The following is an 18,326-nucleotide window of genomic DNA, read 5'->3' on the forward strand; positions in this document are numbered from 1 at the left end:
TACAGTATATCCCCGCATCGCGGGTCACTTTAGAGTCTTGTCAGAGTCTTGCGCGCAGACCCGAGTCACTACCGCCGCCGCCAGGAGAGCCGGGAGGCTTCTTTGCCTTGGGCGCAACCGGAGGGCAATTGTTGGCAGGCTTGTTCTTGTCCTGGCCATTCTTGGAGGCCTCAGACGGCGCCTTGGTCTCTGCGCCCTTTTTGGTCTCAACGCAGTTCTGCGCCAGCTTGGCGCCAGGCGCTGCAGGATTGCTGGTTACTGCAGGGGTCGATGATTTCTCCGGCTCGGCAGGAATAACCGAGGTATTCGGGACATTGCTCGCCGGCGGCGGCGTAGTCGTACCGGCTGGGTTCTGGCCCTGATTTTGATCCTGCTGATTGTGATTGCGCACTTGCAGCCCGCCGACCGGAATGGTCAGCGTGACATTGTGCATCATCCCAGTCGACGATACCGCGTTCACCGTCGCCGTCATGGCCGAGGCGGAGAGCATGGAATTCTGCTCTTCCTTTTTCGCCGTCTCTGGATTGCCCAAGCCACCGCAGGCAACGCTGAACGTCAGCGCGCCCGCAATCATCGCCGCCTTCCAGCGCCGCCGCCGCTCGTCCGCGTCAGCCAGCAGGAAGCACAGGGCCAGTGCGACCAGCGCCGCCGCGGCGACCGCCCAGGGCCAGCGCCCATTGCCCGCTCCCGGCCAAGGCACCGATGCCGCAGATGAAGTCACGGTAAGCTGTGCAATCACCGCCGCCGGACCACCGATCGATACCGAAGCCGGAGCCACGCTGCACGTAGCGCCGCCGGAGACCGAACACGTCATGGTAATCGTCTGCTGATCGCCGGCAATAGAGTTCAGCGACAGCGGAATCTGCACCGAGCTGCCCGCGGAGAGCAGCGGCGCGCCCCCGGCAGCCGCGATGGTGAAATCGCTACCCGTGCCATTGAGCGGCACCTGATCGGAAACGCCTCCGCCTCCCGCAATCGACAGCGTCCCGGCGCGCGGCCCGGTGGAACTCGGTTGAAACGCGACGCTGATCGAGCAACTCGCCCCGCCCACCAGGACACTGCCGCACTGGTTCGCCGTGATCGGGAACTCGGCGGAAGAAGAGATCACCATCCCGGTGAGCGCCTGCTGGCCGGAGTTCGTGATGGTAATGGTTTGCGCTGTGCCCGAATGGCCGATCGCCTCGCCCGCCGACCAGCTCATGATGCCCGGGGAAGCATGCAGCGAAGGCGCCGACTTGTTCGCCGTCGTGCTGCTGCCACTGCCCGACAGGGCCACGGTGGCCAGATCGTTCAGCGTCGCAAACAGGGGCAGCGATGCCTCGCGGCGCGTGCGCGTGGCGGCGAGCATTGCATTCATCTCGGCCAGCACCCGCGGCTGCACGCGGAAACCCAGGGAGCTGGAGGTTGAAGCCGCGCCGATGACATACCGCGCCGGCTCCATGTGCGGCATCTCATAAGACTCCGCAAAGAAGTTGCTGACGGTTTCCGTGCCGCCCGGAGCGCCGCTGGTGTTGTTGAACGATCCGTTGAAAGTAATCGAACCGGTCGCTGCGCCCGAAATTGCCGGCGTCAGCGTGACTGTGACCTGGCAACTGGCCCCGTTCGCCAGCGTCGAGCCGCAGTTGTCGGTTTCGCTGAACTCTCCCGAAGCGGTGATGGTCAGGCCGGTGATCGGCTGGCCCGTGCCGTTGGTGAGCGTGCTGGTCTGCGATTCGCTGGTCTGGCCGACGGGCACCGTGCCGAAGCGCAACAGCGGCGGCGCCAGCACCAGGCCGTTGACGCTGCCATTGCCCTCGACCGCCACCTGCTGCTGCGAGCTTGCGCCCCCGGCGTTATCGGTAATCGTCAGCGTGCCGGTGCGATGGCCGAGCGCCGAGGGTGCGAAGGTGATGGCAATGGTGCAGCTCGAATTCGCCGCCAGGGTCGAACCGCAGGTATTGGTCTGAGTGAAGTCGCCGGTGACGGAGATGGACTTGATGGCCAGCGCCGCCGAGCCGGTATTGGCGAGGGTGGCAATCTGCGCAGTCCCGTTGTAGGTGAGGTTCGAGCCCGGAATCGGCTGGCTGCCAAACGCCAGGTGGGTGGGCGAGACCGCAGCCGTGGCCGCCTGACCGAGAGCGGACAAGGCCACAATGTGAGACCCGATGTTGTCGTTAACCGTTAAGGTGCCGGTACGCGAGCCGACCGTCGAGGGTGTCACCGTAACGTTGATAACGCAAACGCCGTTGGCAGGCAACGACTGCGGGCAGTTGGTGACTTCGCTGAAATCGCCGCTGGCGGTGATGGAAGAAATCGCGAGGGCGTCGTTCGCGTTGGGGTTGGTGACGGTGATCGTCTGCGCCTGGCTGGGCTGATTGACCGGCTCACCCCCAAAGAACAGGTTGGCCGGATTGAGGATCGCGCCATTGACCGCGCTGGGCACAGTACCGGTGCCGCTCAGTGCGGCCTGCGCGCTGAGGCTGCCATCACGGGAGGTGACGGTCAGCGTACCGCTGCGGTCGCCCTTAGTCGAGGGAGCGAAGCTGACGCTCACCAGACAGGAATCGCCGGGCCGGAGCACCCTCGTGGTCGAGCACTGACTGGTCTCCTGGAAGTCGCCGCTGATGGTAACCGGTGCCAGAACCAGATTGGCGGAGCCGTTATTGGTGACCGTCAGCGTCTGCGTCGGGCTGACGGAGCCGACCAATTGCGAGCCGAAAATCATATCGGTGGGTCCGACTTCGAGGCCCGGCTGCGTGCCGATGCCGGCGACCGTGACCTGCATGCCCATGATCACCACCGTGCCGTTGGCTGGACCGATCGCGGTCGGTGCGAAGCTGACGTTCACGCTGCACGAGCGATTGGGGCCGAGCGAGGCCGAGCAATCGCCGTTGTACGTAAAGCCCGGCGGAATCTGGGGCAGGGCGCTAATGGCCCGGTCGCTGCTGTTGGTGACAAAGATGGTCTGCGCGATCGAGACCTGGTCGATCTGGACGCTGCCGAAGTTCAGATCAGCAGTGCTCAGGAAAACGCCCTGACCGACCGTGAAGCTTTGGGTTACGCTCGGGGCAGCGGTGTAGTCATTGTTGCCGGCCTGGGACGCCGTAATGGCCACCGTGCCCGTCGCACCAGTAAGCGTCACGGTGTTACCCGAGATCGTCGCCGGACCGGTGATGGTAAACGTAAGGGGCAGGCCCGAGGTCGCCGACGCCTGGATCGAGAAGGGCTGATCCTGCTGGGCGTGGTTCGGAATCGAGCTGAAGTTGACGGTCTGCGCGGCCTGGGTGATTTGCAGCGTGCCGCCCACATAGTGGAAGGTGTAATTCGCTGCGTTCAGGCCCTCGCTGCCGGCCGTAATCGGGTACTGCCCCACATCGCTGGTGGGTCCGGCGGTCGTGGTCCACTGCACCGTGCCGTGGACCACGCTTTGCGTGTCACCGTTGACGAAGCCGGTGATCACCGTCGAAAAGCTCGGGTTGCTCGCGCCGAAGATGCGGGTGGCATTTTGCGCGGTAGCGGTCAGTACGGCTGGCGCGGCGGTAACCGGCACGGTAACCGGCGAGGGCGCCTTGTAGTTGGCGCTCGCCGCCTGCGACGCCGTCACCTCGATGGTGCCGGCGACGCTGGCCGTCAGCGTAGCCGTGTCCGTCGGACCCGGCGTGATCGTGCCCTGCCCTGCCGGTACCGCGAACGTGATCGGCACGTTGGGGATGCCGCCGCTCGCCGACAGGGCGACCGAGCCGCCGTAGCTCAGACTCTGCGCCGGCGCAGTAAACACAATCGCCGCCGCCGTCGCTGTCGTCACCGTCAGCGTCCCCGTCTGGTAGGTGATGGTGTAGTTCGCCAGGTTCGTCGTCCCGTTCCCCGCCGCCGCCTTGGGCGTGATGGTGAACGTCGAACCCGCCGCGCTTGTCGTCGTGTAGGGCCCGTTCGCCGAGGAAGTGGTGTAGGTCTCAGTGATCGCGTCGCTGCCCACCAGCGTTCCCGTCACCGTGCTCGTGTACGCAGGCGTCCCGCCGTAGGCCACCGACACGTTCGCCGCCGTGATCGTCAGCGCCACCGGCGCCGCCGTCAGGTTCACCGTCACCGAAGCCGGCGCCCTGTAGTTCGCACTCGCCGTCTGCGACGCCGTCACCGAGAACGTCCCCGCCCTGGTCACCGTCAGCGTGGTCGTGCCTCCGGTCGTCGTGATCGTCGCCGCCCCCGTCCCGTCGGTCACCGCAAACGTGATCGGCGTATTCGGAATCCCGCCCGACGCCGAGAGCGTCACCGTGCTCCCGTAGCTCAGCGGCCCGCTCGGCCCGGTGAAGCTGATCGCCGCCGCCGCCGCGGTCGTCACCGTCAGCGTGCCGCTCTTAATGGTGATGGCGTAGTTCGAAAGCAGCGTGCCGGTCCCCGCCACCGCCGCCGGCGTGGTCGTGAACGTCGTCCCCGCCGCGCTCGTCGTCGTATACGGCCCGTTCGCCGACGAGGTGGTATAGGTCTCCGAGATCGCATCCGTCCCCACCAGCGTCCCGGTCAGGGTGCTCGTGTACGCAGGCGTCCCGCCGTAGGCCACCGACACATCCGCCGCCGTGATCGTCAGCGCCACCGGCGCCGCCGTCAGGTTCACCGTCACCGCCGCCGGCGCCGTGTAGTTCGCGCTCGCCGCCTGCGAAGCGGTCACCGTGAACGTCCCCGCCTTGGTCACCGTCAGCGTCGTCGTGCCGCTAGCCGTGGCGATGGTCGCCGCTCCGGTCCCGTTGGTCACCGCGAAGGTGATCGGCACATTCGGAATGCCGCCCGTCGCCGAGAGCTGCACCGCGCTGCCGTAGCTCAGCGGCCCGCTCGGCCCGGTGAACACAATCGCCGGCGCGGTCGCGGTCGTCACCGTCAGCGTCCCCGTCTTGATGGTGATGGCGTAGTTCGAAAGCAGCGTGTTCGTGCCCGCGACGGCGGCAGGCGTGATCGTGAACGTCGTCCCCGCCGCGCTCGTCGTCGTGTAGGACCCGTTCGCCGAGGAAGTGGTGTAGGTCTCAGTGATCGCGTCGCTGCCCACCAGCGTTCCCGTCACCGTGCTCGTGTACGCAGGTGTCCCGCCGTAGGCCACCGAAACGTTAGCCGCGGTGAGGGTCAGCGGAACCGGCGCGGCGGTCAGGTTCACGGTGATCGCGGCCGGAGTCGAGTAGTTCGTGCTGGCAGCCTGGGAAGCGGTCACCGTGAACGTGCCCGCCTTGGTCACCGTCAGTGTGGTCGTGCTCCCCGAGGTTGCGACCCTGGCCGAGCCGGTACCGTTGGTCACCGCAAAGGTGATGGGCACGGTCGGGATGCCGCCGCTCGCGCTCAGGGCAACTGAACTGCCATAGCGGAGCGAGGTCGTCGGGCCGGTGAAGGTGATGGCTGGAGCGGTCGCCGTCGTCACCGTCAGCGTGCCGGTCTTGACGGTGACGTCGTAGTTCGACAGTAGCGTGTTCACGCCCGCCACCGCGGTGGGCGTGATGGTGAAGCTGCTGCCGGCGGCGCTCGTGGTCGAGTAGGCTCCGTTGGCCGAGGAGGTGGCGTAGGTCTCACTGATCGCATCCGTGCCCACCAGCGTGCCGGTCACCGTGCTGGTGTACGAAGGCGTCGCGCCGTAGGCGACCGAGATGTTAGCCGCGGTGATGGTCAGCGGCACCGGTGCAGCGGTCAGCGGGACCGTGACCGGGGCCGGAGTCGAGTAGTTGCTGCTGGCCGCCTGGGACGCCGTGACCGAGAACGTGCCCGCCTTAGTCACCGTCAGCGTGGTCGTGCTGCCCGAGGTGGCGACCGTCGCAGCGCCAGTGCCGTTGGTCACCGCAAAGGTGATGGGCACATTCGGGATGCCGCCCGAGGCCGAGAGCGCGACCGAGCTGCCGTAGCTCAGTGAGGTCGTGGGGCCGGTGAAGGTGATGGCGGGCGCCGTCGCCGTCGTGACCGTCAGCGTGCCGGTCTTCAGAGTGATCTCGTAGTTCGACAGCAGCGTGTTCGTGCCGCCAACCGCGGTGGGCGTGATGGTGAAGCTCGTGCCCGCCGCGCTCGTGGTGGTGTAGGCTCCGTTGGCCGAAGAGGTGGCGTAGGTCTCACTGATCGCATCCGTGCCCACCAGCGCCCCGCTCACCGTACTGGTGTACGAAGGCGTCGCGCCGTAGGCGACCGAGATGTTAGCCGCGGTGATGGTCAGCGGAACCGGTGCAGCGGTCAAGTTTACGGTGATCGCGGCCGGGGTCGAGTAGTTGCTGCTGGCCGCCTGGGACGCCGTGACCGAGAACGTGCCCGCCTTGGTCACCGTCAGTGTGGTCGTGCTCCCCGAAGTTGCGACCCTGGCCGCGCCGGTGCCGTTGGTCACCGCAAAGGTGATGGACACGTTCGGGATGCCGCCCGAGGCCGAGAGCGCGACCGAGCTGCCGTAGCTTAGCGGGACCATGGGGCCGGCGAAGACGATGGCCGGGGCCGTCGCCGTCGTGACCGTCAGCGTGCCGGTCTTATTGGTGATGTCGTAGTTCGACAGCAGCGTGTTCGTACCCGCCACCGCGGCGGGCGTGATGGTGAAGGTGCTGCCCGCCGCGCTCGTGGTAGAGTACGTGCCGTTGGCCGAGGAGGTGGTGTAGGTCTCACTGATCGCATCCGTACCCACCAGCGCCCCGCTCACCGTGCTGGTGTACGAAGGCGTCGCGCCGTAGGCAACCGAGACGTTAGCCGCAGTGATGGTCAGCGGAACCGGTGCAGCGGTCAAGTTTACGGTGATCGCGGCCGGGGTCGAGTAGTTGCTGCTGGCCGCCTGGGACGCCGTGACCGAGAACGTGCCCGCCTTAGTCACCGTCAGCGTGGTCGTGCTGCCCGAGGTGGCGACCGTCGCGGCGCCGGTGCCGTTGGTCACCGCGAAGGTGATGGGCACGTTCGGGATCCCGCCGCTCGCGCTGAGGGCAACTGAGCTGCCATAGCGGAGCGAGGTTGTCGGGCCGGTGAAGGTTATGGCAGAGGCGGTCGCCGTCGTCACCGTCAGCGTGCCGGTCTTAATCGCGATGTCGTAGTTGCTGAGCAGAGTGTTCGTGCCGCCAACCGCGGTGGGCGTGATGGTGAAGCTCGTGCCCGCCGCGCTCGTGGTCGAGTACGGACCATTCGCCGAAGAGGTGGCGTAGGTCTCACTGATCGCATCTGTACCCACCAGCGTGCCGGTCACCGTGCTGGTGTACGAAGGCGTCGCGCCGTAGGCAACCGAGACGTTAGCCGCAGTGATGGTCAGCGGCACCGGAGCGGCGGTGATGGTCACCGCGACGGGCGTGGCAGCGGTGTAGTCGGTGTTGCCCGCTTGCGAGGCGGTCACGGTGAAGGTACCGGCTTTGGTTGCGGTTAACGTGGTCACGCCATTGACAGTGGCTAAGGCCGCGGTACCGGTGCCGTTGGCGACCGCGAAGGTTACCGGGAGCTGTGAGCTAGTGGTAGCGCTGAGGATCTGATGATCGCCGTAGAGCATGGAGGTGGACGGCGAGAAGTTCGTGGTCTGGGAGCCCTGGGTGACGGTAAGCGTGCCGGGCTGGAGGGTGATGGTGTAGTTGGAAAGCAGCGTGCCGGTTCCCGCGACGGCGGTGGGGGTGATGGTGAAGGTGCCGGGCGCGCTGGTGGTGGTGTAGGGGGCCTGATTGACGGTGGAAAGCGCGGCGTAGGTCTCGGTGATCGCATCCGTGCTCACCAGCGTGCCGGTGACGGTGCTGGTGTACGAAGGCGTTGCGCCATAGGCAATGGACTCGCTCCTGGCCGCGATGGTGAGCGCCACCGGAGCGGCAGTGAGCGTCACGGTGACCGGGGTCGCAGCAAGGTAGTTGGTGTCGCCGGCCTGGGAGGCGGTGACGGAGATGCTGCCGGCTGCGGTCGCGGTCAACGTGGTCACGCCGTTTGCCGTGGCGATGGTGGCGCCGCCGCTGGTGCTGAAGGTGACCGGCTGGGTCGAGCCGCCGCCGGTGGCGTGGAGCTGTACGGAGCCGCCGTAGTTGAGCGGGGTGGTGGGCGCGGTGAAGCTGATCGTCTGGGTGGCTTTATTGACGGTCAGCGCGCCGGTCGCGATGGTGAGGTCGTAGTTCGACAGCAGCGTGTTAGCGCCGGCAACGGCGGTGGGCGTGATGGTGAAAGTGCTGCCGGCGGAGCTGGTGGTGGTGTAGACACCGTTGGCGGACGAAGTGGCGTAGGTCTCGGTAATCGCGTCGTTGCCGACGAGCGAGCCGGTCACGGTGCTGGTATAGCTGGGCGTACCGCCGTAAGTCACCGAGACACTGGCCGCCGTGATCGTCAATGGGACGGGGGCGGCGGTGATGGTCACGGTGACCGGCTTGGCGGCGGTATAGGAGCTGCTGCCGGTCTGCGAAGCGGTGACGTTGATGGTGCCGGCCTTGGTGGCGGCCAGGGTGGTGACGCCGCCGGTGGTCGTGAGCGTACCCGTGCCGGTGCCGCCGGCGGCGATGGCGTAGGAGACGGGCAGACCGGAGCTGGCGGTGGCGGCGAGCGTGACCGAGCTGCCGTAGAGGAGACCGGCAGGGTTGGGGAAGGTAATGGTTTGCGTGCCGCCGGTAACGGAGCCGGTGAGGGTGACGGACTGCGAGACCGTGGCGTTGAGCGAGTTGTCGGCGAGCGTGGCGGCGCCGGTGTAGCTGCCGGCAGGGGTGGTGGCGCCGAGGGTGACGGCTTCGGTGCAGGCCAGGCCGGAGGCAAGCGAGGTCGAGCAGTTGGTGGCGGCGGCGTTCTGGCTGAAGCCGGTGCCGGAAATGGCGACGCTCGTCAGGTTGAGGACGGCATTGCCGGAGTTGGAGACGGAGAACGTACCCTGGCCCGCGGTGCCGTAGCTGGTGCTGAGCGAGACGGTGGCGATGGGCAGGGTGGTGGTGCTGGAGCGCTCGATTTCGACGACTTCGTTGGCGGCGAGATTGGCGTAGTAGATGTTGCCAAAGCCATCGATGGTGAGGCCGGCAAGCGAAGTTGCCGGAGTCAGGCCGGTGACGAGCGTCGCCTTGGTGCCGCTCGGGAAAATTTCGGTGAGCGTGCCGGCGCCGGAGTCGAGGGCGTAGACATCGCCGGCGGCGTCCACCGCAAGGCTGAGCGGACCGGTGAAGCCCGTGGCCAGCGCCGTCGGGCTGGTGGCGCCGGCGGCAAGTTTTTCTACAGCACCCGAGCCGGGGAAATAAAGATTGCCGGAGGCGTCGGCAACGATCGAGGTGAGATTGGCCCCGAGGCCAGTGACGGTGGCCGGAGCAGAGCAGCTCGAGTTCATTGCGCAGGCGGCCGCGAGGCTTTGCGCGGTGTTGTTGCCGGCGTAGACGATGCCGCTGCCGGTGACGGCAACGGCGATGGGCACGGTGTTCGCGCCGAAATGCTGGAGCGGCGTGAGCTTGCTGGTCCCGGTGGCGAGGCCCTCAACCAATCCGCTGCCCTGGTCGGCGACGTAGAGATTGCCGGCGCCGTCGACGGCGATGCCGGAGGGTTTGGACCAGGAACCGGCGGAAATCTGCGTCTGGCAGTTGCTGGTGCACTGCGCCGGATTCTGCTGCTCAAGGACGGTGGCGTGGACGGGGTCGGTGAGGTACAGGTTGCCGCCGCCGTCAAGGGCGAGGCTGGAGGCATCGACGTTGGTGGCGACGACGACGGGCGCGGGCGTGGGCACATCGACGGTCACCAGCGGGGCGGTGGCCATGCGGCTGATGTAGAGGGTGTGCGTGCCGGTGTTGGTCGTGACAGTGACCGCGCCGGCGCGCAAGCCGGGCGCGGCAGGCTTGAAGTCGACCATCACGGTGCAAGCGGCGTTCTGATAATTGGCGCCGGTGGCGCAGGCGCCGGCGCCGGTATCGGAAGGATCGCGGGTGAAGTCCTGACCGGTGGCGCCGAGGGTGGTAACCGTGATGCTGCTGACGGTTTCGCGGGAGGTGCCGAAGGAGAAGTCGGCGATCTGGACCACGCCAGCGCTGCCGCTCTGGCCGCTGGCGGAAGACTGGCCGACGGCGATGGCGGGCGCGGCGACATAGATCGTTGCGATCGCGGGGGCGAGATTGGTTTCGCTGGTGTCGGTGGCGGTGAGGGTGTAGATGCCGCCGTTGGTGACGGTACCGAGGGTGATGGGCTGGCCGGCGGTGCCGGTGGCGGTGAGGGTCTGGCCGCTGCCGGTGACGGTGACAGTGATGCCGTCGGAGCCGGTGATGATGTTGCCGGCGGCGTCTTCGACCTGGACGGTGATGTTGCCGAGCGGCGCGGGGGCAGTGAGGCCGGCGGGCAAGGTGCTGGTGAAGGCGACCTTCGCGGCGTTGTCGACGCCGTTGCCGTTGCCATTCAAGGGCAACACGTGGGGCGACGGACGGGTGTTGTCGGTGATGGTTTCGGTGGCGGAGGCGGCGCCGGGAATGCTGGGAGTGAAGGTGGCGAGGAATTCGCAGGCCGTGCCCGGATTCACCGGTGAGGCGGTGGAGCAGCCGTTGCTGGCAGCGGGCGCGAAGGAAAAGACGCTGGGATCGTTGCCACCGAGTTGCAGGCTGGAGACTTGCAGGTTCAGGTTGCCGGCATTGGCCATGGTGACGGAAACCTGGGAATTGGGATTGCCCTGAGTGACGTTGCCGAAGATGATGCTGGGCGCGGAGCGGGTGACTTTCTCGACGGTATTCGTGTTGGTGCCGGAGAGCAGGCCGCCGGTGCGGACGAAGTCGTCGTAGTAGACGTTGGCGGAACTGTCGAACAGGGGCGCGAAGACGAAGTGGCCGCTGGGCGCCTGGGCGATGACGGTCTGGCTGGCGTCGGGCCGGATCTCATAGATCTGAACGGTAGCGTTGGAGGCCAGGAGCAAATCCCCGGCGGCATCGGTGCCGAGGCCGGAGTAGCAGAGCAGCGAGCCCGGGCCGGGGCTGGGAACGACTTTGGAATCGGAGCCGCTGGCGGAGATCTTGAATACATTGCAGACGCCGTCGCTGGCGAACAGATTGCCCGCGGCGTCGGCGGTGACGAGCGCGGCGCCGTAGGGCAGCACGTCGCTGGCGATCTGCTGCAGGGTGTTGGAGCCGGGCGCGGCTTTGAACAGGCCGGCGAAGAGGTCGGCGACGTAAACGTTGCCCTGACCGTCGGCCGCGATACTGCTGAGCCAATGGCCGGACCAGAGGTTGACTTGCGCGACGGTGGTGTAGTCGGCCGAACTTAAGGTTCCGTTTTCGTTGGGGACCTCGTAGACGGCGTCGGGATAGAGGAGATAGAGATTACCGGCGCCGTCGAGCGCGACGCCCTGGATCGGCAGGCCCCAGGTGTTGATGTTGGCGCCCAGAGCGATGGGATTAGAAGTATTGATCGCGCCGCCGGGCGAGGAGGGTTGGAGCTCGGTCACATCGTTGCCACGCAGATCGGCGACGAACATGTCACCGGCCGGATCGAGGGCGAGCTGGACGGGGGCGAGCTGGAGCGTGGAGTTGTCGAAGGCGGGCTGGACGGGATCGGGCACGGGCGCGGTATCGAAGGTGGTGAGAGCGCCGGTGCCGGTCTGGCTGAGGTACTGCGTCTGCAGGGCGTGGTTGTTGGCGTCGAAGAGGACGACAGCGCCGGCGCGCGGACCGACCGCGGTCTGCTGGAAGTCGACAATGACGGTGCAGCTCTGGCCCGGGCTGTAGGTCTTGAGGATGCAAGTGCCCGGTGTGGAGGTGTCACGGGTGTAATCCATGCCGGTGACGCCCTGGGTGTAGACCTGGATGGCGGCGACGGCGGCGGTCTGCGAGAACGTGAAGGTGAGCGGCGGAAGCGTGATCTTCGGCGGCGGTGGCATGTGCGAGCCGCCGCTGCCGGGCGCGGAGACGGTGATCGTGACCTGGGCGGAAGTGACTTCGGGATTGGTGGAGTCGGAGACGGTGATGCTGTAGGCGCCGGCGACGGGAAGCGAGACGCCGGTGAGATCGAGGGTGGCCGAGCCGTTGACCGCGGCGACGGCAGCCAGGGTGTGGGTGAAGCTGCTGGGGCCGGAGAGGACGGCGACGAGGCTATCGGTGCTGGTGGTCTGGTGGCCGTTGCTGTCTTCGAGCAGGACGGTGAGCGAGGGCAGAGCGGAGGTCGTCGCAGCGGGCGGAGCCGGACTGAAGACGAGCTTGGTGGGCTGCGTGGCGGTGGTGGTTCCGGTGAGGGCGACAGACTGGGGCGAGTTGGGGGCGTTATCGGTGAGCGAAAGCGTGCCGCTGACGGAACCCACGGTTGTGGCGGCGGTGTAGGTGACGTCGAGACTGCAGGTGGCGGCGGCAGCGAGCGTGTTGCCGGAAGAGGCCGTGCAGGCTTGCGCGTCATGCGCGGCGGCAAGAGCGAAGCCGGCGCCGCTGACCGTGAGGGCGGAGAAATTGAGCGGTTGGTTACCGGCATTGCGCAGCACCGCGGTACCGGCGGGGCTGGTGGAGTTGACGACGGCGCTGAGGGGAGCCATCGCGGTGGAAGAGGTGAGCGCCTGCAGACCCTGGGTGCCGTTGCTGTCGGCGATGCTGACGTAAACAGTGCCGTCCTGGCCGATGGCGACGCCCGCGGGCGCTTTGCCCTGATAGACGGTGGAGACGGTTTGGGAAGCGGGCGAATAGAGCCGGACGCGGTCGTTACCCTGATCGGCGATGTAGACATCCCCGGCGGCATCGACGGCGAGGGCGCTGGCCTGATTGAACAGCGCGCTGGCGGCAGCGCCATCGGCGAAGCCGGCGGTAGTCGAGCCGGCGAGGGTGACGACGGATTGGGTCGCGGCGATCCATTCCTCGAGCTGGGCGCCGTTGTGATTGAGGAAGTAGAGATCGCCCTGGGTATCGGCGGCAAGCGCGCCCGGGTGATCGAGCTGGACCACCAGCGTGGTAATGGCGCCGCTGGAGGCAAAGACCTTGCGAATGTTGTTGTTGCCGCTATCGCTGATGAAGAGGTTGCCGAAGGGTCCGGCGGCGACGGCCGCGGGCGCATTCAACTGGGCGCTGAGGGCGGGGCCAAGGTCACCCTTGTTGCCGGACTTGCCGTTGCCGGCATAGGTCACGATGTTCCCGGTGGCGGCGCTGACTTCGCGCACGGCGTGGTCGCCGGTGTCGGCGATGAAGAGATTTCCGGCGGCGTCGGCAGCGAGGGCGCTGGGGTTCTGGAAGCTGGCGGCAGAGGCGGGACCGCCGTCGCCGCCGGAGCCGGGGCCGTTGTAAGCGCCAGCGATGCCGGAGCCGGCGAAGCTGGCTTGAGAGTGGGACTGGAGCTTGTAGTCGTAGACGGGCTGCGTGCTCCCGCCCGGGCGGGCGAGGACGAAGAGATTGCCGAAGCCGTCGGTGGCGAGAGCGCCGGCGAGGCTGGGGATGTTTTCGCCAGGCAACGTAGCGGCCTGCGGCGGCTGGATCATGACTTCGGGGCCGAGTCCGATGCCGGTGAGCGGGAAGCTGACGGGGTTCTGGCCGTTGTCGGAGATGGTGACCGCGCCGGTCTGCAGGCCGGCGGCGCTGGGTGTAAAGGTGATGGGGACGAGGCAGACGGTGCCGGCGGGATTGCCGCCGTTGAAGCTGAAGCCCCAGACCTGCGCGCCGAGCGTACAGCCCTGCACCGTGCTTAGGGTGAAACCGTTGCCTGTGACGGTGATCTGGGTAGCCCTCTGGGAGGCGGTTAGCTGAATGGCAAGGGTTTGCGAGGCGCTGGCCGCGCCGACGGCCGTCGCGGGGAAATCGCCGCGGGCGGTAATTTCACGGATGGTGCCGGTGCTGCTGCCGGCGTCGGACACGAAGAGATCGCCGGCAGGACCGATAGCAAGCGCGGAAGCGTTGAGGAACTCGGCCTGGGAAGCGAGGCCGCCATCGCCCTGCCCGGCGCGGCGGGCCTGATTGCCGTCGCCGGCGAGGGTGACGATGACGCCCGTGGAAGCGTAAACTTCGCGGATATCGAGGCCGTTGTTTTCGGCGATGTAGAGGTTGCCGGCGCTATCGGCGGTGATGGCCCGGGGGCCGTACAGGTAGGCGCTGGTGGCGGGACCACCGTCGCCGTTGTTGGAGGAGTTATTGTTGTTGCCGTTGTAGTTTTGGCCGTGATTGTCGTCGTCGCCCTTGCCGCCCTTGCCGTTGCCGCCGCCACTCGACTGATTGAGCTGGCCGGCGACGATCTGGAGCTTGCCGCCGGCGAGTTTGGCGACGATTTCGTTCTGAACCAGTGCGATATAGATATTGCCGGCGGCATCGGTGGCAACGCCCGAGGGTTGCAGGCGGAGATCGGTGGCTTGCTTGCTCTTGATGGTGCCGTTGCTTAGGGCGGAGGGACCGCCGCCGGCGATGACCTGAGGGGCGCCGGCGCCGGGGATGCCGTTGGCGGCAGCGATCTCGAAGACTTCGGTGCTGGTGGCGAAGAGGAGATCGCCGTCGGGATCAATGGCGAGTGCGAGCGCGGGCGCACCCGAGGAGGTCGAGGCGAGGGCGCTGACGGCGCCGGCGGGGGTGACTTTCCAGATTTTATTGGCGGTCGCGTCGGCGACGTAGAGGTTGCCCTGGCGGTCGGTGGCGAGGGATTGGGCGGAGGCGATGGAGGAGCCGGAAGCGACCGGGCTAAGTTGGCCGGTGAGGCGGTTGTAGGACCAGAGGAACTGGCCGGCAGTGCGGGTGGATCCGGAAAAGTAGATGTTGCCGCCGGCATCGAGGGCGACGCCCCCGCTGGGGGTGAAAGTAGACGGCGCAGGCAGGCTGAGAACAGTCGGGACCGCCAGCGCAGGGGACTGCGCGGACGCAAGGGGCAAGCCGAGCGCAAGAGTGCACGCCAGCGACATTGCCAGGGTCAGGAGGGGGGAGCCTGATCGGCGCATACACATCTATGGATCGACTGCTGAGTGAAAATCCTCTAGGGTAGTATCTCACGAATCGGGTCACAAACAACAGCGGTAAGTGGTCAGCGGTGATGTCGGACTCCGCATTTTGACTGCGGCGCTAAGGCTTTGCGGTGAATGGTGGCGAGCTGGAAGGATCGTGAGGTTCGCGGCCTTTCGCACCCACAGGGCCAACGGCGCGGCCCCGCGTGGGATTTGTTTCAGGGTTTAAAGCTGCAGCTCGGGTCAGCAATGGAGTTGGGGGAGATGGTGATGGGCTGCAGATGGTTCTGGCTGAGGGTGCGGTTGAAGGCAACCAGCGTCTTCGCGCGCATGGTGTTCCAGGCGGCGACGGTGCGGTCGTAATTGCGGCAGTCGCTTTCCCAGGTGGCGATCTGGGCCGGGGTGGGGGCCATATCGAGGCCGACCTGCATCATGCTGACGAGGGTGTTGAAACCGTTGTTGGCGTCCACAAACGAGCGCAGGGCGCCGGGTTTGGGAGCCGGGCCGCGGCGGAAGAAGAAGCCGGTTTCAACTTTTCCGGCGATGGCCTGGAGCTGGGTCTGCACATCCTTGGCCTGCGAGGCGACCGCGGAAGGCAGATTGGCCTGCTGGGTAAGGGCGGTGACCTGGGCTTCGGCCGCGGCGGCGGCGGCGTGGCCGTCGTAGCTGCCGGTCATGGCGTGATAGGCGTTCAGCGTCAGCTTCATTTGGGCGCGCAGGGCGGCCATCAGTTCGGGGCTTTGGCCGATGCGGGGGTCGTTGATGACGGTGAGTTTGCGGGTATAGGTCTGGCCGTCAACGGTGAGTTTGAGGGTATACACGCCGGGGATGACCTGCGGGCCTTTGGGACCCTGGGTGGTTTCATGCTCGACCGAGTTCATCTGGTTTTCCAGATCGGTCTGGAAAGCGGGCGGAGCGGCGTAGTCGAGGTTCCAGGCGAAGCGGCTGGTGCCGGCGGCGGTCGAAAGGGCGCGGCTCTGGGGTGTGGCCAGCCAGTAGTCGGGATACGCGGCGCCGGTGATGGCCGGCGGCAAGGTGCTGCTGATGGTGTTGACGAGGGCGCCGTCGGAGTTAAAGATGCTCAGCGAGATGGGGCCGGAGGGTGGCTGGCTCAGATGGTAATAAATGATGGCGCCGTAGGGCGGGTTCTGGGCGTAATGCTCCCAAGGCTCGGTGGGTTGATCCCAGTTGACGTTGACGCGGGAGCGGATGGCGTCGCCGGGTGAGAACAGATAGGCCGGAGCGGAAGCGATGGCGGAGGCGTGGGCGGCGATTTCGCGCAGGGGCGTGTAGTCGTCCAGCACCCAGACGCCGCGGCCATAGGTGGCAACCACGATGTCGTTTTCGTGATTGAAGGTGTGGAACACCAGATCGCGGATCGAGGTGGTGGGCATGTTGTTCTGCAGAGACTGCCAGTTACTGCCGTCATCGAAGGAGACGTAGACGGCCGATTCGGTGCCGCAGAACAGCAGCCCCGCCTGGTAGGGATCTTCGCGCACCACGTTGACCCAGCTTCCGGTGCGCTGATCGCTGGGCAGGCCGTTGACAATTTTGGTCCAGGTTTTGCCGCCATCGAGGGTACGCCAGATGAGGGGCACATCGTCATCGGCAGGCGCAATACCCTGCGGGGCGCCGCGGCTGCTGCCGAGGCGGCCGGCGATGTAGGCGGCTTCCGGATTCTGATGGCTGGCCTGGATGTTGAGGAAGTTGACGTGCTCAGCGCCGGGGATGTTGCTGACGTTGGTCCAGTGCTTGCCGCCGTCCATGGTGTTGAAGATCTGGCCGTTACTGCTGACCGTCCAGATGACGCCTTTTTTGGCGGTGGAGATGGAGAAGTCGTTGATGGAGTTGCCGCGCGGGCCGAAGGGGCTGGGCGGCGCCGCGTGGGCGGGCTTGGGCTCGGGCGCGCCGCAGACGATCGCGGGTTGATCCTGGGTGGTGGTGAGGTCGGGACTGACGACTTTCCAGCTCATGGCGCCGTCGGTGGACTCCATCAGGCATTGGTAGCCGACGTAGAGGGCATCCGGATGGAAGGCGGTATCGAAATGCTTGGGGAAGTCGCGGCCCTGATGGAATTTTTCTTCGTTGACGCCGAAGTTGGGCGCGACGTTCTGCCAGTCGCCCGTAGCGATATCAATCTTAATTAAACCGTTGCCGCCGCCGCCGGGACCGTAACCGACGCCATAGACGATGTTGGGGTTGGTGGGCGAAACGGTGAGGCGGCCAAATTCGGAAGACGGGAAGGGCGCCCAGTCGTGATTGATTTCGCCGTAGTCACTGCGATTGCGGACCATGACGGCGCCGGTATCCTGCTGCGAGCCGATGACCCAGTAGGGGTAGGTATTGGTGGTGGTGATGTGGTAGAGCTGGCCGATGGTCTGGCTGTAATAGGTGCTCCAGGTGTCGCCGTTGTTGAGAGTGACGCCGGCGCCCTGATCGAAGCCGACGACCATGCGGCTGCCGTTGTTGGGATCGACCCACATGATGTGGGCGTCTTCGCCGCCGGGCGCGCCCTTGAAGGGTTCGAAGGTATTGCCGCCGTCGGTCGAGCGATAGAGGGCGGTGGAGATGGTGTAGATGACGTTGGGATTCTGCGAACCGACGTAGACGCCGCAGTTGTAGCCGCCCTGACCGTTGGAGATGCGGGCGTCGTGCGGATCCATGTGCGTCCAGGTCTGGCCGCCGTCATCGGAGCGGAACAGGCCGGAGCCGTGATCGACGCTGTTGCCGATGATGAAGACGCGCTGGGCATGGGTATGCATGGCGACAGCAACGCCGATCTGCTCGGGGAGGCTGGGGATGGTAGTGATCTGGGTCCAGGTCTGGCCGCCGTCGGTGGATTTGTAGAGCTCGGCGGGTTTGGGCTTGGGCGCGCCGGGGCGGGGCGGACCGAAGCGAAAGCCGCCGCTGCCCTGGGTGGCGGCGAAGATGACGTTGGGATCGTCGAAGGCGTAGGAAAGCGCGCGGGTGCCGTTGAAGCCCTTGGGGTCGAGAACGTTGGTCCACGTCTGGCCGCCATCGGTGGAGCGGAAGACGCCGCGGCCGGTGCGGGTGGCGTCGCCCTGGGTCGAGGCCAGCACGACGTTGGGGTCGGTGGGTGAGATCAGGATGCGGTTGATCTTGACGGTGTTCTCCAGGCCGACGTGGCTCCAGGTCTTGCCGGCGTCGGTGGATTTGTACATGCCATCGCCGTCACTGCCGCCGATGGAGTCGCCGGTGCCGGCGTAGACGATGTCGGGATTGGAGGGGGCAACCTGCACGGCGCCGACGCTGTTGACGTTTTTGAAACCGTCGAAGATGAACTGCCAGGTCACGCCCGCGTCCGTGGTTTTTTCGAGGCCGCCCTGCGGCAGGCCGGCATAGAAGACGCCGGTCTGGCCGGTGCCCATGGCGCCGCTGACGGAGGAGATACGGCCGCCGTGATGGGGCCCAATGTCGCGCCACTGCAGACCGGCGTAGAGCTTGGGGTTGACTTGCGCGAAGGCCGCAACCGAGAAACCGAGGAAAGTAAAGGCGGCCAGACGAAGGGCGCGAACCGACATGAAAGATCCTCCAGGTTGAA

General features: G+C 66.4%; 2 protein-coding genes. Both read right to left on the bottom strand.

Annotation, left to right across the window (positions count from 1 at the left end; translation table 11 throughout):
- Positions 1-40: 40 nt before the first annotated feature.
- Positions 41-14,695 carry a choice-of-anchor D domain-containing protein gene (locus EPN33_06600; GenBank protein ID TAN22606.1) on the bottom strand — a complete coding sequence of 4,885 codons (14,655 nt, stop codon included), beginning with the start codon at positions 14,693-14,695 and terminating at the stop codon, positions 41-43.
- 287 nt (positions 14,696-14,982) lie between these two features.
- Positions 14,983-18,306, bottom strand: a complete 3,324-nt coding sequence (locus EPN33_06605) for a hypothetical protein (GenBank protein TAN22607.1) — start codon at positions 18,304-18,306, stop codon at positions 14,983-14,985.
- Positions 18,307-18,326: the final 20 nt, after the last annotated feature.

This window comes from Acidobacteriota bacterium (assembly GCA_004299485.1).
Lineage (GTDB): Bacteria > Acidobacteriota > Terriglobia > Terriglobales > SCQP01 > SCQP01.